This is a genomic window from Paenibacillus thiaminolyticus (assembly GCF_007066085.1).
GTDB classification, from domain to species: Bacteria; Bacillota; Bacilli; order Paenibacillales; family Paenibacillaceae; genus Paenibacillus_B; species Paenibacillus_B thiaminolyticus.
This window is the reverse complement of record NZ_CP041405.1, coordinates 757,458-775,709: the sequence shown is the minus strand read 5'-3', so window position 1 is coordinate 775,709 and position 18,252 is coordinate 757,458. Positions and strand designations below refer to the sequence as shown.

Sequence of the window (18,252 nt, the reverse complement as noted above, 5' to 3'; positions counted from 1 at the left end):
AAAAGCAGGAAAAGCAAAGACCAAAGACATGAGCGCTACGGAACGCATGCACAGAGAGGGGGCCCACGGGCTGGAAGGCTCCTCTTGCGGGTGATCACTTCCTCCTTTGCAGCTGCGGACCCCGGCAAGCTGCCGGTTGCCGCCGGGTTACGCCGTTATGCGTAGAAGAGGAATACCCGCTTCGGCAGGCGTTCGAATTAGGGTGGTACCACGACGCATTCGTCCCTTTGGGGGCGGATGCGTTTTTTTGCTTACTTCCGGCCCGCCTGCGGAACATCGAAGCGGGAGCGCAATCCGCACGCCGGATGGCGGCAGCGTTCTGAGGTGCGGTGGAAGCGGACAGGCACTGCAAAAGCGTTATCCAGTGCAGTGCTCGTGCGAGATGGAAGGCATGCTTTTTCTATCAAAAAGGGAGGTTATGGACTTATGCGTCAAACTCAATTATTGTCTCCAACACTGCGGCAGGCTCCGGCAGATGCCGAGGCGGCAAGCCACCAGATGCTCGTGCGGGCAGGATACATCCGGCCGCTGGCGTCGGGCGTCTATTCTTACCTGCCCCTTGGTTGGAGAGTGATGCGCCAGTTGGAGCACATCATTCGGGAAGAAATGGAGCGGGCCGGAGCCCAGGAGCTTCATCTCCCTGCGCTGCTCCCTGCCGAGCTGTGGAAGCAATCGGGACGGTACAGCGTGTACGGACCTGAGCTGATCCGCCTGCAGGATCGCCATGGGCGGGAATTCGCGCTGGGCCCGACGCATGAAGAAGCCATTACGGCGCTTATCCGGGACGAAGTGAAGTCCTACAAGCGCATGCCGCTTACGGTGTATCAGATTCAGACCAAATACCGCGATGAGCGGCGTCCGCGCTTCGGCCTGCTGCGCGGGCGCGAGTTCCTGATGAAGGATGCCTATTCGTTCGATATCGATGCGGAAGGACTGGACGCCAGCTATCGCGCCATGTTCAGTGCCTATCATCGCATTATGCGGCGATTGGGTCTGCGCTATCGCGCCATCGAGGCGGATGCGGGGGCTATCGGCGGGGATGGGGCCACGCATGAGTTCACGGTGCTGGCCGATGTCGGCGAAGACACGGTCGTATCCTGTACGGCATGCGATTATGCGGCCAATCTGGAGCGGGCGGAGAGCGGGGGCGCCGCAAGGAATGGAGCTGACAGCGAGCAAGGAGCCGGCCAGGACGGGAATCGTCCTGCGCCGGTACGCTTCCCTACACCGGGGATGCGGACGATCGAGGAGTTGGCCTCCGGTCTGAAGCTGGACCCGTCTGCATTGATTAAGACGCTTATCTATACGGCGGACGGCGCACCGATCGCTGTGCTCGTCCGTGGTGACCATGAAGTGAACGAGGTCAAGGTGAAGAACTGCCTTGGCGCGGACGCGGTTGAATTGGCGGACGAGGAGACGGTCTCCGCCGTGACGGGCGCGCCGACAGGCTTCGCCGGCCCGATCGGGCTTCGGGCGGATGTGCGGCTGCTCGTCGACCGGGATGCCGCCGCGATGAGCGAAGGCATTGCGGGTGGCAATGCCGCGGACGTTCACGTGAAGCATGTCGTTCCAGGCAGGGATATCCCGCTCGATATGGTCGGTGATTACCGCAACGTCATCGAAGGCGAAGCCTGTCCGCATTGCGGGGAGGGCCAGCTGCAGTTCCATCGCGGCATCGAGGCCGGTCACGTGTTCAAGCTCGGCACGAAGTACAGTGCCGCGCTCGGCGCCACAGTGCTCGACCCGAACGGCCGCGAGCAGCCGCTGCTCATGGGCTGCTACGGCATCGGGGTATCGCGCCTGCTGGCGGCGATCGTCGAGCAGCACCACGATGAGCGCGGCATCATCTGGCCGCTGGCCATTGCGCCGTTCCAGGTCCACCTTATTCCGGTGGCGTGGAAGGATGCGGCGCAGCGGCAGGCCGCGGAGAGGCTGTACGAGCAGCTGCAGCAGGCCGGCCTCTCCGTACTGCTCGATGACCGTGATGAACGGATAGGCGTGAAGCTGGCCGATGCGGATCTGCTCGGCACGCCGCTCCGCATCGTCATTGGCAGATCGATTGCCGAAGGCATGGTGGAGTGGAAGGAACGGGCGAGCGCAGAAGCCGAGACGGTTCCGGTTGGTCAGTGCGCGGACAAAGTACAGGATTGGGCGGAACGGCCGGATTCATCTCATGAGCAGATCGTGGAAAGATAGGAAACGGAATATGAAATGTGCCCGAGCCCTTCTGCCGGTATGTGGAGAAGGGCTTTGCCATGCCGGATTTACCGGGAACGGAAGGATGGAGTCCCCTTCATCATATTGTACGAACTTGAATCATACCTTAAATTAATTCAACGGATAAGGGGAGCGTATGCATGAGGCAAGTCTTGTCCACGAGGTGTTAGTCATCGCCAAGGAGGCGGCTGAAGCCGAGGGCTTATCCAAAATAACGTCGATCGAACTGATTATCGGCGAACATTTATGTATTATGCCGGATGCGCTGGAATTCGCATTCCGCTATATGACGTCAGGACCGCTCTTGGAGAAAGCGGAGTTACGTTGGGAGATCGGGGCCGGAAGGGAGTTGCAAGTTACTTATATTGAAGGAGAGTAGATCGATGGCGGCTCGTGTATCGCTGCATCAGGACGTGCTGCGAGGGAACCGGGAATGGGCGGAGCGCAACCGTTCAGCCTGCAAGTCACATCGAACTTTTGTCGTGAACCTGATGAGTTCCCCCGGCGCCGGGAAGACGAGTTTGTTGGAGAGCGTCATTCCTTCATTGCAAACACAGCTTCGGGTGGCCGTTATTGAAGGTGATGTTTGCACGACGCTGGATGCGGAGCGCATTGCGCGGCTGGGTGTCAGAACTGCACAGATCAATACGCTCGGGGCGTGCCACCTGGACGCCAGGATGATTAACGATGTCATTGCGCAATTGCCGCTAGCTCAGATCGATTTGTTGCTGGTTGAAAATGTAGGCAATCTGGTTTGCCCCGCAGATTTTGATCTTGGGGAGGATTGCAGGATCACGGTGATCAGTACGACGGAAGGAGCGGATAAAGCAGAAAAATACCCTTCCGCATTTCGCAACGCGCATGCCGTTCTGTTGAACAAAATCGATCTGCTTCCGTACCTTGCTTTCGATATCAAGCGAATTCAGCATGCGGTGTCCGCTTTGAATCCGGCGGCTCCCGTATTTCCAGTGTCAGCCATAACCGGGGAGGGACTGACGGCATGGACCGATTGGCTGCTGCGGCAAGCGAAGGACCGGTGAGCAGAGTAAGAATATATGTGACCGGGATCGTGCAGGGAGTCGGGTTTCGCCCTTATGTATTTCGGCTGGCTAACCGAATTGGACTAAGCGGGCATGTCAGAAACCGCGCAGGCGAGGTCATCCTGGAGATAGAGGGCCGTCCGCTTGCGATTGAAGCCTTTGTCCATCAGCTTCGGTTCCATTCGGCAACGCCCATTCGCATCGATGCGTTGGAAGTAGAGGCGGTTCCTGCAGCAGGCGATAGCAGGTTCATTATTTTGCCCAGCGAGGAAGAAGGTCATGGGGGCGGAACTTTTCCCGCGTTTCCCCCGGATTTGGCCGTATGCCCGGATTGTCTGCGCGAACTCGGCCAGGCCGGATCGCGATTCTATCAATACCCATTTATTAGCTGCATGTCTTGCGGTCCACGATTTTCGGCTATCCGTTCCCTCCCATATGACCGGTGCTCCACTTCCTTTGCAAATTTTCAATCCTGCACGGATTGCGAAGCCGAATACGAATGTCCGTCCAATCGGCGGTTCCATGCTCAGACCATCGCTTGTCCCCGATGCGGTCCGCACCTGGAATTAAGAGATGCGGAAGCGAAGGTAATCTCCGGAAGCCCGCTGCCGGCATGTCAGGCAGCTTTGCGTGAGGGAGCCATTCTGGCTATCAAGGGCATAGGGGGATTTCATCTCGTCTGCGACGCGAAGCGGAAGCACACGGTAGAGCAATTGAGATTGCGGAAACGAAGGCCCAATAAGCCCTTTGCCCTTATGGCGAAGGATTGTAGCGTTGTGGGTGCTTATTTCGACATTTCCGATGCCGAAATGGAAGCATTGACAAGCGCGGCCGCCCCGATTGTATTGGTCAAGCCGAAGCCGGAAGCTGCCGCGCTGCTGCCGCTTGAAGTCATTGCGCCGGGGTTGGGGCGCATCGGAATCATGCTGCCGTATGCCCCGCTTCATGAGTTGCTGTTCGCCGAGGGGATCGATTGGATCGTCGCTACCAGCGGCAATCGAAGCGGATTTCCTATCGCCTATGACAACGAGGAGGCTCTGCTTCAATTGCAAGGGATTGCCGATCTGTTTGTGCTGCATAACCGCGATATTGTGATGTGGTGCGACGATTCGGTGGGCCAGGCGATAGCTGGCGAATTTCAGATTATCCGGCGTTCAAGAGGGTATGTTCCCGAAGCTCTTCCTGTCCCGCTGCCTAGGATGGCAACGACAGAGTGGCCTACGGTTCTGGGTATCGGATCGGAAATGAAAAATACGTTTTGCTTCCTCCATAACGGCAAAGCGTTCCTGAGCCAGCATATGGGCGACCTCCATACATTGGAGTGCCTGCGCTCCCAGTTGGCGGCCCGGGAACATTTCAGCCAACTGCTGCAGACGGCCCCCCGCTTGATCGCTTTTGACCCGCACCCGGATTATTTGATTTCCCGGGAAGTGAGGCATAGCGCCGGCACGCCCGCGATTCCCGTCTATCATCATCATGCGCATATGGCTGCCTGCATGGCCGAGAATGGGATCGATGCTCCGGTCATCGGATGCATCCTGGACGGGACCGGTTATGGACCGGATGGCTTGCTCTGGGGATGTGAGATTCTGGCCGGAGATTATATTGGCTTTGAACGCGTCCGGCATCTGCGGCCCATTGTGCTGCCGGGCGGAGAAGCGGCGATCCGTCATCCCTGGATGACGGGATTCTCCCTGCTGCATGGTGCCGCCGCAGATCGCAGCGAACTGGAAGCATGGGCTGCGGAGCGATTCCCCCGGTACGCGTCTTATTTCCCCATCGTTGCCGCTCAGCTCTGCGGAAGGCTTCCTTCTCCAAGCGCAAGCAGCGCGGGGAGGCTTTTCGATGGAATTTCAGCCATTTTGAATGTATGCATGGACAGCACCTACGAAGGGGAAGCGGCAATCCGTGTGAGCGAGCTTGCGGAGTGTTCGCGTGCCGACGGCATCGGCATCTTCGACGCCTATTCATACGGGTTGGCAGGCGATCAATGGGATGTCACGCCCATGATCAGGGGGATGATGCATGATCTGCGTCATCGTCTCGATGTGTCTGCGATCGCTCGCAAGTGTCACCATACTGTGGCGTCCATGATCCTCGAAGGCGTATCACAAGCTCGCCGCCAATTCGGGCTGTCTTCCGTCGTGTTCAGCGGAGGAGCATGGAATAATCGATATTTGCAGCGCGCGGCCACACAATTACTAGCGCAAGAAGGCTTCTCTGTGTATACGCATAAGAAAGTTCCGTCCGGTGACGGCGGAATTGCGTTGGGGCAGGCTGTCTGCGGATTATGGAGGTGGGTTAGCGAGCATGTGCCTATCGGTGCCAGCGCAAGTGCTGGAAGTATATCCGAAGGATTGGGAGGCCAAAGTGGATTACCTTGGCGCGAGATTTATGGTAGGCATCCGGCTGCTGGAGCAAGTGAACCCGGGCGAATATGTACTGGTTCACGCGGGCGAGGCGATTCAAATCGTGGATGAGGAGAAGGCGCTCGATGGACTCGCTCTGTGGAAGGAGATGCTGGCAGAACCATGAATCTTATGGCTTATCGAGACCGCGCTGCATTTCAGCGGCTGCTGCAGCTTATCGAACCTCAACTTGCCCGCGCGCGAGAAAGGACGGGGCGAAAAATCCGGTTCATGGAAGTATGCGGAACCCATTCGGTGGCCTTCAGCCGATCAGGAGTCAGGGATCTTCTGTCCCCGTATGTCGAACTCGTCAGCGGCCCTGGCTGTCCGGTCTGTGTGACGGACCAGAGCGACATTAATCAAATGATTGCTTATGCCGGGTTGAAGGATGTGATCGTGGTTACCTTCGGAGATATGATGAAGGTTCCGGGTTCCCGTTCCAATCTGGAGCGGGAGAAATCGAACGGCGCGGATGTTCGGGTGGTGAAGTCCGCTTCCCATGCGGTTGATATCGCCAGGCGGCATCCTTCCTCCAAGATCGTGTTTTTGGGCGTAGGCTTCGAGACGACGGCGCCCGGCATTGCCTTAAGCCTAAAAAAAGCAAAGGAGGATCGGCTTCAAAACTTTTTCGTCTATTCGGCGCATAAGCTGACTCCGCCTGCACTGGATGTCTTGCTTGCGGATCATGCGCATCGGCTCGACGGGTTCGTCTTGCCTGGGCATGTGTCCGTCATTATCGGGCGAAAGGGTTGGGTTCATCTGGAACAACAGAATGTTCCGGCCGTGATAGGCGGGTTTGATGCCATGGATTTGCTGCTTGCGATCGGAGCGCTGACGAGAGAGATGAGCCGAACGAGGCGTCATGTCCGTAATCTTTATCCTCGCGTCGTACAAGAGGAAGGGAATCTTACGGCACAGCGCATTCTGACCGAATGCTTCGAGACAGCCTCTCCCGTGTGGAGGGGATTCGGCCCGATGGAGCACAGCGGATTGCGTATTCACCCGGATTATGCGGATTTGGACGCCGCATGCCGGATTCAGACCGACAAGCCTGTCACGGCCGTTATCAAGGGTTGCCGCTGCGGAGAAGTCGTAAAAGGAAAAGAAACTCCCCTCCATTGCAAGCTTTTCGCCAAGGCCTGCACACCGGCTAGCCCGCTTGGTCCATGCATGGTCTCATCGGAGGGAGCTTGCTCCACCTATTTTCAATACGAACGGAATAAAGAAACGGTACAAATATGAGCGGAGGCGGCCAGATTGAAAAGAATTATGCTCTCTCATGGCGACGGAGGACAATTGACGCAGGATTTGATTGAGCAGGTCTTTCAGATGTTGCTGCAGGATGCCGTCTTGCATGAGCAGAACGATGCTGCATTACTCCCCGCCCGATCCGGACATATGGCGGTAAGCACGGACAGCTTTGTCATTCAACCGCTTGAGTTCCCGGGAGGGGACATCGGCAAGCTGGCTGTCGCCGGAACCGTGAATGACCTTGCCGTCAGCGGCTCCGTTCCGGCGTACCTTACGGCCGGCTTTATTTTGGAGGAGGGCCTGGAGCTTGCTGTATTGAGGCGGGTTGTTCAGTCTTTGGCAAATACCGCAATGCAAGCGGGAGTTCGCATTATAGCAGGCGACACGAAAGTCATCGAGCGCGGGAATTGCGGCGGAATGATGATTAACACGACCGGAATCGGATTTGTGGAAGTACCGGGAAGAATAGGGCTTCGGAATATTCAGCCCGGAGACCGGGTCGTTATTAACGGCGGCATTGCCGAGCATGCGGTCGCTATTCTGGCGGAACGCGCGGGTTTGGAGTTTGCTTCCGACTTCCGCAGCGACTGCCGCCCTCTTAATCTTGTCATTGATCAGCTTCTGGGGCGGTTCCATACTGTACGGTTCATGAGAGACCCGACGCGCGGCGGAGTGGCAACCTCGCTTACAGAAATCGCGCGCAGCACCGGCCTCGACATTGTCATGGACGAGGAACACATTCCGATTCAGCCGGAGGTGCAGGGCGCATTGGAGATGATGGGGATGGATCCGCTGTACATGGCCAATGAAGGGAAAGTATTGCTGTTCGTCTCCGAGGAAGAGTCGGCCGGGCTTGTCCGCTGCTTAAGAGCGATTCCCGGGAACGAAATGGCCGCTGAAATCGGAACCGTCCGCGCGGGGCGCGGAAGGCTGCTGCTCCGAACGGCCATTGGCGGAACACGCGAACTTGGTATGATGACTGGAACCCCTTTGCCTCGAATATGTTAAGTCAGGAGGTTTTGCGCTCATGTGTCAAAAAACATTTCATCAAGTTCCCTTGCGGATTTTGGTGCAGTCCATGTGTCAACTCATGCATCATGTCCAAGAAAATACCGGTCATTGCAAGGAAGCTCTGTCAGAGCAAGACAGCCGGTTGAACGCAGCACTGCGGGAGGCGGAACATGCCGCCGGACAGTTATGCGATCAGCTTGAACAGCTCATGCGGGAATTGGAGAGCCGCGAAGGGGAAGGTCAGTCCCGGCAGACGATGATCACGTATTTCGATTAGGCAAATCCGATGCGCCGAAGAGCAATCGTGGGAGGATGAGCGGTGACGAATAGCCAACTGGTCAGACAGCAAATTCATGCTGCCTTCTCGGAAGTGCAGTATTTAATTCGTTTATTGTATGTGCCGCAGGATGCACATATGAGAAGCCTAACGTTGAACCAGCTGTGGAATCAAATTGCCCACTTGCAGTTCCTGGTCCAATTGGCTGAGACTGTCCCCGTACAGCCTCCGCAGCCAATGATGCAGCCGCAGCCGCCTCAGATGCAGACGGGGCTTCCCTCTGCCCCTGTTCAGACACTCCCCGCACAGCACTCGGCCGGAACTCAGCAGCCGCAATACCAACAGACGATGAACCGCGAACAATTAGCCCAGTATAACGGAAAAAACGGCTGGCCCGCTTATGTGGCCGTGAACGGGATCGTATACGATGTCACGAATAACGCAGCCTGGTCCGCCGCAACACATTTCGGGCTCTCTGCAGGGCGGGATTGGACGCGGGAATTTGCTTCGTGCCATGCGGCGGAGCAGTGGATTCTCCATACATTACCCCCGGTTGGGAGGTTGATGAATTGACAGAACCGATCATACTGCCGCCTGAACCGCTTACGAATGAGGCCATTGCTACACGGTTGTTCGAAGAGGCGAAACAAAAACTGAACAGCGGCGAAATCAAGAAGCCGAAGCTGGTGTGGCTTGAGCTAAACGGGTGTTCGGGGAACATTATTTCATTATTGAACGGGGGCAATCCCAGCTTCGAATATATGATCACATCCATGGTCGATCTCGTGTACAGCAACAGCTTGATGATTGCCGCGGGGGAGCAGGCCCTCGACAAGCTGATGGAGCTGGTAACATCGGGCGAAGCGTTTATTCTTGCAGTGGAAGGCGCGGTGTCGCAAAGGAACAATGGCATGTATCAGTTGGTTGGAAGCTACGAGGGCAAGCCGTTAACGGGACTGCAGGCTGCCAAGATGCTTGGCTCAAGGGCCGCACATGTCATTGCGGTAGGCGCCTGCGCCGTGGACGGCGGTCCTTCGGCAGCCAAGCCGAATCTCTCCCGCAGCGTTGGCTTGCAGAGCGTTCTTGATCGCAAGGTGATCAAGCTGCCGGGTTGTCCATGCCATCCCGACTGGTTCCTCGGAACGTTGTCCCACTTGCTGATGTATGGCGAACCGGCGCTGGATAAGAGAGATCGGCCGCTTCTCTTCTACAGCACCCTGATCCATGACCGTTGTCCGCGGCTGGATTACTTCAATAAAGGCATTTTCTCCAAGACGCTGGGAGAACCGTATTGCTTGTTCAAGCTGGGCTGCCGCGGTCCGGTAACCCGGGTCGATTGTCCGACAAGACGGTGGAATAACAGCGGTAATTGGCCTATCGGGGCAAGCACGTGCATCGGCTGCTCGCAGTTCGGATTTCCTGATCAAATGGCGCCGTTCATCTCGTACGAGACGGCAAAGGAGTAAGGGATGGTTAAAAGAATCAAGATCAATCCTTTGACGCGTATAAGCGGATTTATGGAGATGGATGTGGTCGTGGACGGCGGGCGGGTGACGGAAGCGAGAACGAAAGGACTTATGTTCAGAGGGTTCGAACAGATGATGGTGGGCCGAAGTCCATTCGATGCGATCTATTTGACGCAGCGGATTTGCGGCATATGTTCCACTGCGCATTCTGTCGCTGCTTCTTTGGCTTTGGAGGACGCGCTTGGCATTATTCCCACCGAGCAAGGCCGTTATTTGCGGGACGTCATCCACGGCTGCGAGTTTTTGCAAAATCATATCCGGCATTTTTACCAATACGGGCTTCCCGATTTCGTGAAGCTTCCGGATGTCAACACGATATATGCAGCCAACCATCCCGACTATCGCCTTCCCCCCCAAGTCAATGAGCTGCTGGCCGCTCATTATTTCGACTCCCTGCCTGTCAGCAGAATGGCTCATGAATTGTTGGCGGTATTTGGGGGCAAAGCCCCGCACAATCATGGTATTTTTGCCGGGGGATTTACGGCCCCCGCCACCGCAGACAAGATTGTCACAGCAAAATCGCTTTTACGGCAGATCGCTGCTTTCGTTACCGGCAAAATGATTCCGGATGTGTATACGTTGGCGAACTATTATCCGGATTATTTTCATATCGGTGTCGGACACCGTAATTTAATGACGTACGGCGTGTTCACTGATTATGCAGAGCTGGGCACGCTTTATGCAAGGCCGGGCATCTATCGGGACGGGACATTCCAGGCTTTTGACCGGGAAAAAATAACCGAACACCTTGATCATTCATGGTACCGGGGTCCAAGCTCCTACCGTCCCTTTGACACGATGCCGGAACCGGATATCGAGAAGCCGGACGCTTACTCATGGGTGAAATCGCCCCGCTATAACGATCTTCCTTTTGAGGTGGGGCCTCTGGCCAGGCTCTGGATAACCGGAGAGTATCGGAACGGCATCTCAACCATGGACCGCATCATTGCCCGTGTACTGGAAGTGAAGAAAGTCATCGAAGTGATGGAGGTACTATTGGATCGAATCATTCCCGGCACGGACGTGCAGGAACCGTGGCAGGTGCCTGAATCTTCCCGGGGCGCGGGTCTGGTCGATACGACGAGAGGGGCGCTTGGCCATTGGCTGAAAATTCAGAATAAACAGCTGTCTTTTTACCAAATCATTACCCCTTCGGCGTGGGATTTCTCTGCAAGCACCTCTAGTAGCAAAGGAACAGCCGAACAAGCGTTAATCGGAACAACGATCGTCAACCCCAACGAGCCGGTGGAATTAGGAAGAATTCTGAGATCGTTCGATCCGTGCATGTCCTGCGCAACCCATATTCATCGCCCCGGTTATGAATCAAAGACGTTTCAGGTGTTCGGATGATGAACGTGCTCGTGCTAGGCATCGGCAACCGGTTGATGAGGGATGACGGAATTGGAGTGTACGTCGTTGAAGCGCTGCAAGATCAGATGACGGATCAACGAATCAGATTCATGGCAGGCGAGACGGATCTTGACTATTGTCTGAACGTGATCGCGGGTGCGGAGCTCCTCATCATCGTCGACGCTGCGGTTAGCGGAAATAAGGCCGGTGAAGTTTCGTTATTCCCGTTAGACCGCTTCCAAGCACAGGAACGAGGCATTTCAGCGCATAATCTTCATTTGTTTCATATGATTCCAATAGTGTACCCCGATGTTCAGACATGCGTTATCGGAATCGAGGCCGATCAGATTGACTTCGGGCTGGAAATGAGCGCAGCGTTGGCTGACCAGTTTCAGCGTATCGTGGAATATACGGCCAGCTTCATATATTTTTGCATGCATGTGTATTCAGTCCGGTCCAATAAAAATGATTGAATGGCCGGGTTCAATAGTGAGGCAAAAAAACCGGGCGGATTTCCCCGGTTTTTTGCTACGACATCTGCATCCAAGTCTATACGACCCCTCTGTTGCCAGCAGATGGAATATTCGAGTCTGCTACATCAGGATCTATTGTATTTGTAGCACTTGCGGCACTGTTGGCGTTCATAAAATCGCCTGTATTAAATGATCCTGCACCGCCGTAACTTTTCGAGGTGCTCGCTGGTGATACTTGTATCGAATCGCCAATTTGAACAACTCCGCCTGATGTAACGCTGACGACTTTAATGTTTCCAACAATGGAGGGCATGCTGCACACCTCAATTGACATAAGATAAATTCATCATATGCCATTTATTTGCCTAAGTGACATGAGTCCAGTGAAGGCTCTATTGTTTCTATTGCAACGCGCGATGCTTACTTACTGATTAGGACTCTTTAATATTTTTTATTCGTGATTCACACGCAAGCGAACAGGTTGATCCAATTTGAATAACCGATGAGTCTGCTGCTGAATTTACGTCTATCTCCCTTACTTTTATACACTTCGATTCGTTCCTCACGTTCATTTGGATGTGGACAGGCGCCTTTGTTTCAGGAATCTCTTTGGCAAAGATCGGAAACTCGCTAAAATCTCTGTCGGGTCCCAGGTAGAAGGGAGCCTTACTTTGGATGATTAAATCTTTTGAATTCGATTTTACCCTTAGGGCATCTCCAACAAGAAGGATGGAACTCAATGAAATACTGTCCACCCGGAGCATCTGCACGCATGAAATCCTCATAAAAGTTACGGTGTTTTTTTGGGAGGAACGGTAGTTTCGGTCGTTGCAGGTTCCTCAGGCGGAGATTCAGAAAGAGAAAACAATCGGATTTCATTCGTATCACCGACCATCAATACGGACGAGCTGGACACACCAAGCACCCGGATCATATTTACATTGATTTCTTTATTAATGACTGTCATTTGCATGAGGATGCTGCGCTCCCTTCGTTATCGTTCCGATATGTTTATCGATGGCAATATGGATATCATTTTTTACCTTATCTACGATTTGATCTCTAGCAAGTGCCGGGTGATTTGCCGAATATTCATCCATTTGACCCATATAGTACTGAATTCGGCCATTCATTTGTTTTTTTAGATCACTGATCATATGTTGGCGATACTCGTGGTTTACCATCGTTTGGTGTAATTTGGCAGTGGAATCAATGAGATCCGGGACGCTGCTGTCAACATACTGGTCAATGATTTTGGAGACGGAACGATGAAGGTCGGAAGATTTATCGTTAGCGCTGTGTGTCCAGTTGCACCCCTGGGCCGCCATATCCTCGATAGATTTCACCCCTTCCGGAGTAACCCCGATCACTAATGTTCCATTCAGATTTTCTATCTTTAACTGGTCAAAGCGATACTCGATTTTGTCAATCGATATTGGTTTTTTATTTTGTAGGCCAGCAAGTTCTTTATTTACTTCCTCGAGCTTTTTCTCTAAATTGTCAATTTTACTTGCTTGCCACTGAATATAAGTATGAAGTTGATTCCAGTAATGGTTACATTCATGTGAAGCATGATTCATCATTGGTTCCTCCTGTCATTGTTATTCTCAAGCCGGGGGTGGCAAAGGGACCAAAGAAGTGCCCGTTTCAGCGGCTTCCTGAACCGATTGGACCGGTTCGGGAGCGCTAGGTGGATTGGATAGCGGTTGAATCACCCCTGCACTGCCGATTTGCAATACAGAAGAATTGGATATCGTGTTCACACATAGGTTTTGAATCGTAATACTTTGGTGGACAATCAGGTTCATACGATACCACCTTAATCCTCATGCGATTTTTCCTGGATGACATGAATACCCAAGTCCAAAAGCATTTTATTCCGTGCTCTTATTACATATAACGCATCGTATGCAGGCAGATGCCCATTTGTTACCTCACACTAGGTGAACACCTAGAGGAGCCGCTTCATAGGATATAGCAACATCGGATCAACGAGGTGATGAAGTTGAGCGAAGCATCAAAAGGTACAATGGATTGGAAGAAATTCGAACAATTTTTTGGCACAAATTTTCCTTTTGTAGATAAGAACAGCGGGAAACTCACGGATAATTGGGTCGAAAACTATGTGCAACGGATTTTGAAGAACGTCCCTGGAGTATCGAATACAAACCAAGCGTTGAGTCATGAAATCTTTCAGACCCATCATTTTGTATTTATCAAAATTAAAGTTCCCGATTCGATTAGGGAAAGAGATATGCAGGTATCGGTAAGTTCCAATCAGCTTAAAATCGAGGGCTTGCCGGAAAATCAATCATTTGTAGTCCAACTCCCCGTATTAGTCAAGGCCCGGGAATGCAGAGCTAGCTATAAAGACGGTGTATTGCAAATTAAAGTGAGGAAAAATGATGATGACTTGGATTTCTATAATGTAGGTATTCGCTATGAATAAGCTGGACGCATAACTCTGTTATGGATCAGACAGCGTACGGATAGGGATGAACCAAGTAAGGCTTCCAAAGAAATCGTTTGAGTAAATGGGGCTTGCGGTCTCATCTAAAAGACGATTTCTTTTTGTTATTAAAATCCTGCTGCTTGGTATTGAACGATATGAACAAAAAGAGATAGAATGGAGATGATAGCAGCTAAATTATTCCTGTAACCGTCAGATCACATCTCTATGCAGCCCCTGTAGAAGCAAAAATATGACTGCTCAGTGAGATTGAATTCAACAATGGAGGCATAAGATGGAAACGTATGAAAATTTGATGTTTCAACCTATTTGTGAAGAAGATGTGGCCGGTTTGACAGAAATTATGACACGCGCCTTTGACACGGATACGAAGCAATTTCTGGGCTGTGAAAAGGGAGGTCCTGAAGGATATGACACCGGCGAATTTATAAGACGTTGGGCGCTCCATTCACCGACTCACTCCTATAAGGTCGCATTGGATGACAAGGTGATAGGAGCGGTCATTGTGTGGATTAACGAAAACAATGAAAACGTTTTAGGGTGTATATTTCTTGATCCCTTGTTGGAGAATCGCGGAATTGGGCTTACGATATGGAGATACATAGAGCAGAAGTACCCAGACACGAAAAAATGGATGACGGAAACTCCCGGATATTCCAAAAGAAATCATCATTTTTATGTCAATAAATGCGGATTTAAAATTGTGAAAATCCAAAATCCGATGAGCCGGGAGGATGTGTGCTATATTCTGGAAAAAGAAATGTAGCTCCCGGGCAGCTACCGTGTGGGGCAGCTAAAGAATAATAAAGCCATGCAGTAATGAATCGAATAAAAAGGACGTGTGACTTTGAATGTTGTAGCATGGGCCATTGTAGCCAGCGAGATTGGCTTCTGGGTCGTCATCCTGCTCGGCTTATTCGCTCGCTATGTGCTTAAGAGACAGAAGCTGGGTCTGATTCTGCTCGCTCTTACCCCGGTTATCGATCTGATCCTGTTAGTTACGACTAGCATCGATCTATACGGCGGAGCCACGGCGACAACGGCGCATGCTCTCGCTGCGATATATATTGGGGTCTCAATCGCATTCGGCAAAGACATGATTGCGTGGGCAGATGGACGATTCCGGTACTATGTCGCCAAGCAAGGAGCGAAGCCGCCGACACGGTACGGCATCGAATATGCGAAGCATTACTTGAAAGGTTGGATCAGGCATGTGCTGGCCTATCTGATTGGCGCCGGGATGTTGTTGGGGCTAATCTATCTTATTGATGACGCCTCCCGGACCGAAGCATTGAGTGGGGTAACGCGCATCTGGACGGTCATCGTGGGCATTGATCTGATTGTTGCGATTTCCAATTTTATTTGGCCCAAGAAAGTAAAGGCATAGTGGACGGATTCGTTATATCCACGACATACGATCAGGCAGATTACTCGGAACCAAAACGAGAAGAGAACGAAAACCGGTTGGCTTTACCGGTTTTTTTTCACATTTATCAATAGATTTGAGAATTTACGATCTCAAAGCAATAATGGATAACAAGGTGTTATAAGAACCGCGGAATCGGGTTAACCATTCGTGAATGAATCAGGAGTGCTATGTTCTGGAAAAAGAAATGCAGCTGCGTACGGCGTTCATTCCAAATTGTGGTATAGTAACTATATGGTTTGCGGCCGCAACGATACGAATATCGGAAAAATCATCACGTTCATCGGTGAGAAAAAGGGGGATTGACAATGATTACCCGCTTCCATCATGCCCAGATTACGATACCGAGAGGCGAAGAAGAACAAGCCAAAGCTTTCTATTGCGGCGTGCTGCAGTTAAAGGAAATCGCCAAGCCCGACTCTTTAGCCGGAAGAGGGGGATTTTGGATCCAAGTCGGCACGCAGGAGCTGCATATCGGGACCGAAGATGGCGTCGATCGTTCAGTGACCAAAGCCCACCTGGCGTATCAGGTGCAGGACATCGATTCGATGAGAGAGCGATTACTTAGCAATGGGATTACAATTCTGGAATCGGTTCCGATTCCGGGATATGAACGGTTCGAATTCCGGGATCCGTTCGGCAACCGAGTTGAATTTATTCAACCTAATTAAATCAGAAAGTGGAGAGAAGATAGAAATGAATGCGTATGAAATGAAAATTAAAGAGTATATGTCCCTGCATCATATCCAAGCCGAGCATCTCGTCCTGGAGCAATCCTGTCACTCCGTTCAGGAGGCGGCCATCGCCGTTCAGGGCTCAGCCGAACAATTCGTCAAGAACATCTGTATGATTGACGAACAGAACCGGTTCATCGTCGCGATTGTCAAAGGCGAAGACAGAGCGAGCACGACGAGAGTCGGCAAAGCGTTGGAAATCGTCAAGCCGCGGCTCGCGAATGAGACGGAGGTGCTGGAGCGGACAGGGTATCCGGCCGGCGGGGTGCCGTCGTTCGGATTCGATGCGTTGTTCCTGATCGATCCCAAGGTTACCGAGCAGGACGTGGTATACACGGGAGGCGGATCTCCTCATTCCCTGATTAAGCTAGCTGTAACCGAATTGCTGCGCGCAAGCGGAGGAGAAGTAGTGAGAGTGCGGAAATAGACTAAGGATCTGCCATGGGGGAGGGAGAAGGCTCGTGAATAAAAAGAAGATTCTCCTGATCCTGTCGAGCATGATGATCGGACTGGCAGGATGGTTCGCTTTTTACACATATGCCGAGTTCAATGGATATCCGTGGAAGCATGCGGAAGTGAAGAGGGAAGCGGCCGCATATATGAAGGCCAAGTACAATATGGACGTCGCGGTTGCCGGGAGCTCTTACGGGTTCAAGTTCCGTGATTATACGGCCAAGGTGTTCAACATCCACGATACCGAAAAGCGGATAATTGATGTGACCATGCATGCTTTTTATAATAAGGCGGCTCAAGGCAGGGGGGAGATGCTGGAAGATAACTATAGTATGGTCTACTGGGAGCAACGAATCGATGATGAGCTTCGCAAGCGGTATCCAAGGCTCTATGCGCAGGAAGACATCGAGTCCATCGCGGTAACGACCATCTACTCTCTGATGCCGATAGATAGCGGCACCAGCCCTGCCGCAGATGACAATGGTGTGGCTATCCCGCTGGAGCCGAAGCATGAATATACGCTGGACATGCGCCTCGGGACAGATTCGATCTCTGAAGCGCTGTGGCAGGAATTATATGCTGTCGTACCGGACCTCGCGGCAGCGCCTTGGGAGGTCAACATTTTTGTCAGGGGCAGAGACAAGGATACCAAGGAAGACAGCGCGGGAACCGGGGGCATGTACAAGACGATGGTGCTGTCTCTGCCTTACGATAAGCTTGAGCATATAGCGAGCATCGAAGAGATGAAGAAGGAAGTCAGGGAGTATTAACGATAGAGGAGAAGCGAGAATGAGTGGAGTTTTTACATTTCAGGAATTTCCCCGCTTGCAGACGGAGCGGTTTCTATTACGGGCCATGGAGGAACGGGATTGCAGCGACATTATGGACCTTTACTCGGATGAGGAAGTGGTCCGTTACACGCCGCTGGAACCGTTCCAATCGCTTCAGGATGTCATACGGGAATGGAATTGGCACCAGAGTATATTCGCTGAACAGAGCGGAGTGCGCTGGGTTATTGAGGATACATCATCTGCCAAAGTTATCGGGACATGCGGTTTTCTTCAATATGAAAAGACGCATCGCCGAGTGGAGCTTGGCTACGATCTGGCGCCTCCATATTGGGGGCGTGGAGTCATGACGGAGGTCGCGCAGCGTGTCCTGGCGTTCGGCTTCCGCGATATCGGCGTGAATCGGGTCGAAGCGAAAATTGATCCGGAAAATATCGCATCTGAGCGATTATTGCTCCGGCTCGGTTTTCAAAAAGAAGGCGTGATGAGGCAACAGGAGTTCGAAAAGGGAAGATACGTCGATATCGCCATGTACTCGCTACTAAGAAATGAATATGAAGCGCATTGATAGGCGTCTACAGCTGATGCCTGAACGCAATGATGAACCGGGCAGTAACGCATGAGAACTAGTCCGACCAAGTGTGAATTGACAGCCTCTGCATTGAATTGCAGGGCTGTCTTTGTTTAAAATAATGAACCCTTCCGCGAGCCTCATGAACATAATTTTAGTTTTGGATTATGAACTAAGTGCAAGAAGAGATAGCTTGATTGGAAGGGCGAGCCGAGGAACCGGATAATCATTTGAAGACTGATCCGATTGAAAAGGTG

The 18,252-nt window shown here is 52.4% G+C and carries 23 protein-coding genes and 1 pseudogene; 19 read left to right on the top strand and 5 right to left on the bottom strand.

The features are described 5' to 3' along the window. Positions 1-426: 426 nt before the first annotated feature. From FLT43_RS03425 to FLT43_RS03375, 12 genes and pseudogenes are all read left to right on the top strand, one after another. On the top strand, positions 427-2,196 hold the full coding sequence (locus tag FLT43_RS03425; protein WP_087440940.1) for a proline--tRNA ligase: 1,770 nt from the start codon (positions 427-429) through the stop codon (positions 2,194-2,196). Positions 2,197-2,353: 157 nt separating this feature from the next. Continuing rightward, a complete protein-coding gene (locus FLT43_RS03420) occupies positions 2,354-2,596 on the top strand; it encodes a hydrogenase maturation nickel metallochaperone HypA/HybF (RefSeq protein ID WP_087440939.1) in 243 nt (80 codons plus the stop codon). 4 nt (positions 2,597-2,600) lie between these two features. Further along, the gene (hypB, locus tag FLT43_RS03415) at positions 2,601-3,257 is read left to right on the top strand and encodes a hydrogenase nickel incorporation protein HypB (protein ID WP_164776277.1); all 657 of its coding nucleotides are present in this window, start codon (positions 2,601-2,603) and stop codon (positions 3,255-3,257) included. Continuing rightward, positions 3,218-5,527: pseudogene (gene hypF, locus FLT43_RS29930) on the top strand (carbamoyltransferase HypF); the annotation flags it as partial. The gene hypB and the pseudogene hypF, both read left to right, overlap by 40 nt. A gap of 40 nt (positions 5,528-5,567) precedes the next feature. Next, positions 5,568-5,792, top strand: a complete 225-nt coding sequence (locus FLT43_RS29190) for a HypC/HybG/HupF family hydrogenase formation chaperone (protein WP_164776275.1) — start codon at positions 5,568-5,570, stop codon at positions 5,790-5,792. Beyond that, on the top strand, positions 5,789-6,907 hold the full coding sequence (gene hypD / locus FLT43_RS03405; protein ID WP_087440937.1) for a hydrogenase formation protein HypD: 1,119 nt from the start codon (positions 5,789-5,791) through the stop codon (positions 6,905-6,907). The genes FLT43_RS29190 and hypD overlap by 4 nt, the downstream gene beginning before the upstream one ends. Before the next feature lie 15 nt (positions 6,908-6,922). Continuing rightward, positions 6,923-7,924, top strand: a complete 1,002-nt coding sequence (hypE, locus tag FLT43_RS03400; RefSeq protein WP_087440936.1) for a hydrogenase expression/formation protein HypE — start codon at positions 6,923-6,925, stop codon at positions 7,922-7,924. A 19-nt stretch (positions 7,925-7,943) separates the two neighbouring features. After that, positions 7,944-8,204, top strand: a complete 261-nt coding sequence (locus tag FLT43_RS03395) for a hypothetical protein (RefSeq protein ID WP_087440935.1) — start codon at positions 7,944-7,946, stop codon at positions 8,202-8,204. A 42-nt stretch (positions 8,205-8,246) separates the two neighbouring features. Beyond that, a complete protein-coding gene (locus FLT43_RS03390) occupies positions 8,247-8,777 on the top strand; it encodes a cytochrome b5 domain-containing protein (RefSeq protein WP_244194057.1) in 531 nt (176 codons plus the stop codon). Then, on the top strand, positions 8,774-9,670 hold the full coding sequence (locus FLT43_RS03385) for a hydrogenase small subunit (protein ID WP_087440934.1): 897 nt from the start codon (positions 8,774-8,776) through the stop codon (positions 9,668-9,670). The genes FLT43_RS03390 and FLT43_RS03385 overlap by 4 nt, the downstream gene beginning before the upstream one ends. A gap of 3 nt (positions 9,671-9,673) precedes the next feature. Next, complete coding sequence (locus FLT43_RS03380) at positions 9,674-11,080, top strand: nickel-dependent hydrogenase large subunit (protein ID WP_087440933.1); 1,407 nt, start codon at positions 9,674-9,676, stop codon at positions 11,078-11,080. Next, on the top strand, positions 11,077-11,553 hold the full coding sequence (locus FLT43_RS03375; protein ID WP_087440932.1) for a hydrogenase maturation protease: 477 nt from the start codon (positions 11,077-11,079) through the stop codon (positions 11,551-11,553). Before FLT43_RS03380 ends, FLT43_RS03375 begins: the two co-directional genes overlap by 4 nt. A gap of 76 nt (positions 11,554-11,629) precedes the next feature. Here the strand turns inward: FLT43_RS03375 and FLT43_RS03370 are convergent, their stop codons facing one another. The 5 genes from FLT43_RS03370 to FLT43_RS03350 all read right to left on the bottom strand — a co-directional run bounded on the left by FLT43_RS03370 (position 11,630) and on the right by FLT43_RS03350 (position 13,361). Next, positions 11,630-11,866 (bottom strand): spore germination protein, encoded by a 237-nt coding sequence (locus tag FLT43_RS03370; RefSeq protein ID WP_087440931.1) that lies wholly within the window; start codon positions 11,864-11,866, stop codon positions 11,630-11,632. 118 nt (positions 11,867-11,984) lie between these two features. Then, positions 11,985-12,338 carry a spore germination protein GerPE gene (locus tag FLT43_RS30755; protein ID WP_087440930.1) on the bottom strand — a complete coding sequence of 118 codons (354 nt, stop codon included), beginning with the start codon at positions 12,336-12,338 and terminating at the stop codon, positions 11,985-11,987. 5 nt (positions 12,339-12,343) lie between these two features. Further along, positions 12,344-12,526 (bottom strand): hypothetical protein, encoded by a 183-nt coding sequence (locus FLT43_RS03360; RefSeq protein WP_087440929.1) that lies wholly within the window; start codon positions 12,524-12,526, stop codon positions 12,344-12,346. Then, a complete protein-coding gene (gene gerPC, locus FLT43_RS03355) occupies positions 12,507-13,136 on the bottom strand; it encodes a spore germination protein GerPC (RefSeq protein WP_244194056.1) in 630 nt (209 codons plus the stop codon). Before gerPC ends, FLT43_RS03360 begins: the two co-directional genes overlap by 20 nt. 24 nt (positions 13,137-13,160) lie before the next feature. Then, positions 13,161-13,361, bottom strand: coding sequence for a spore germination protein GerPB (locus FLT43_RS03350; RefSeq protein ID WP_087440927.1), 201 nt, complete (start codon positions 13,359-13,361; stop codon positions 13,161-13,163). A gap of 197 nt (positions 13,362-13,558) precedes the next feature. Between FLT43_RS03350 and FLT43_RS03345 the strand changes: the two genes are divergently transcribed. The 7 genes from FLT43_RS03345 to FLT43_RS03315 all read left to right on the top strand — a co-directional run bounded on the left by FLT43_RS03345 (position 13,559) and on the right by FLT43_RS03315 (position 17,992). Beyond that, entirely contained in the window at positions 13,559-14,002 is a 444-nt protein-coding gene (locus tag FLT43_RS03345; protein ID WP_244194055.1) for an Hsp20/alpha crystallin family protein, read from the top strand. Between the two features lie 295 nt (positions 14,003-14,297). After that, on the top strand, positions 14,298-14,789 hold the full coding sequence (locus FLT43_RS03340) for a GNAT family N-acetyltransferase (protein WP_087440926.1): 492 nt from the start codon (positions 14,298-14,300) through the stop codon (positions 14,787-14,789). A gap of 81 nt (positions 14,790-14,870) precedes the next feature. After that, positions 14,871-15,410 carry a hypothetical protein gene (locus FLT43_RS03335; protein ID WP_087440925.1) on the top strand — a complete coding sequence of 180 codons (540 nt, stop codon included), beginning with the start codon at positions 14,871-14,873 and terminating at the stop codon, positions 15,408-15,410. Positions 15,411-15,757: 347 nt separating this feature from the next. Next, positions 15,758-16,120 (top strand): VOC family protein, encoded by a 363-nt coding sequence (locus FLT43_RS03330; RefSeq protein WP_087440924.1) that lies wholly within the window; start codon positions 15,758-15,760, stop codon positions 16,118-16,120. Positions 16,121-16,145: 25 nt separating this feature from the next. Next, entirely contained in the window at positions 16,146-16,610 is a 465-nt protein-coding gene (locus tag FLT43_RS03325; RefSeq protein WP_087440923.1) for an aminoacyl-tRNA deacylase, read from the top strand. Positions 16,611-16,644: 34 nt separating this feature from the next. Beyond that, on the top strand, positions 16,645-17,406 hold the full coding sequence (locus tag FLT43_RS03320) for a YfjL-like protein (protein ID WP_087440922.1): 762 nt from the start codon (positions 16,645-16,647) through the stop codon (positions 17,404-17,406). Between the two features lie 19 nt (positions 17,407-17,425). Then, positions 17,426-17,992, top strand: a complete 567-nt coding sequence (locus FLT43_RS03315) for a GNAT family N-acetyltransferase (protein ID WP_087440921.1) — start codon at positions 17,426-17,428, stop codon at positions 17,990-17,992. Positions 17,993-18,252 lie beyond the last annotated feature (260 nt).

Coding starts and splice junctions, on each gene's coding strand:
- FLT43_RS03380 (WP_087440933.1), top strand. CDS start 9,674: ATGGTTAAAAGAATCAAGATCAATCCTTTGACGCGTATAAGCGGATTT.
- FLT43_RS03350 (WP_087440927.1), bottom strand. CDS start 13,361: ATGAACCTGATTGTCCACCAAAGTATTACGATTCAAAACCTATGTGTG.
- FLT43_RS03375 (WP_087440932.1), top strand. CDS start 11,077: ATGATGAACGTGCTCGTGCTAGGCATCGGCAACCGGTTGATGAGGGAT.
- FLT43_RS03330 (WP_087440924.1), top strand. CDS start 15,758: ATGATTACCCGCTTCCATCATGCCCAGATTACGATACCGAGAGGCGAA.
- FLT43_RS03325 (WP_087440923.1), top strand. CDS start 16,146: ATGAATGCGTATGAAATGAAAATTAAAGAGTATATGTCCCTGCATCAT.
- FLT43_RS29190 (WP_164776275.1), top strand. CDS start 5,568: ATGTGCCTATCGGTGCCAGCGCAAGTGCTGGAAGTATATCCGAAGGAT.
- FLT43_RS03360 (WP_087440929.1), bottom strand. CDS start 12,526: ATGCAAATGACAGTCATTAATAAAGAAATCAATGTAAATATGATCCGG.
- gerPC (WP_244194056.1), bottom strand. CDS start 13,136: ATGATGAATCATGCTTCACATGAATGTAACCATTACTGGAATCAACTT.
- FLT43_RS30755 (WP_087440930.1), bottom strand. CDS start 12,338: ATGAGGATTTCATGCGTGCAGATGCTCCGGGTGGACAGTATTTCATTG.
- FLT43_RS03425 (WP_087440940.1), top strand. CDS start 427: ATGCGTCAAACTCAATTATTGTCTCCAACACTGCGGCAGGCTCCGGCA.
- hypB (WP_164776277.1), top strand. CDS start 2,601: ATGGCGGCTCGTGTATCGCTGCATCAGGACGTGCTGCGAGGGAACCGG.
- FLT43_RS03420 (WP_087440939.1), top strand. CDS start 2,354: ATGCATGAGGCAAGTCTTGTCCACGAGGTGTTAGTCATCGCCAAGGAG.
- hypD (WP_087440937.1), top strand. CDS start 5,789: ATGAATCTTATGGCTTATCGAGACCGCGCTGCATTTCAGCGGCTGCTG.
- FLT43_RS03395 (WP_087440935.1), top strand. CDS start 7,944: ATGTGTCAAAAAACATTTCATCAAGTTCCCTTGCGGATTTTGGTGCAG.
- FLT43_RS03340 (WP_087440926.1), top strand. CDS start 14,298: ATGGAAACGTATGAAAATTTGATGTTTCAACCTATTTGTGAAGAAGAT.
- FLT43_RS03370 (WP_087440931.1), bottom strand. CDS start 11,866: ATGCCCTCCATTGTTGGAAACATTAAAGTCGTCAGCGTTACATCAGGC.
- FLT43_RS03315 (WP_087440921.1), top strand. CDS start 17,426: ATGAGTGGAGTTTTTACATTTCAGGAATTTCCCCGCTTGCAGACGGAG.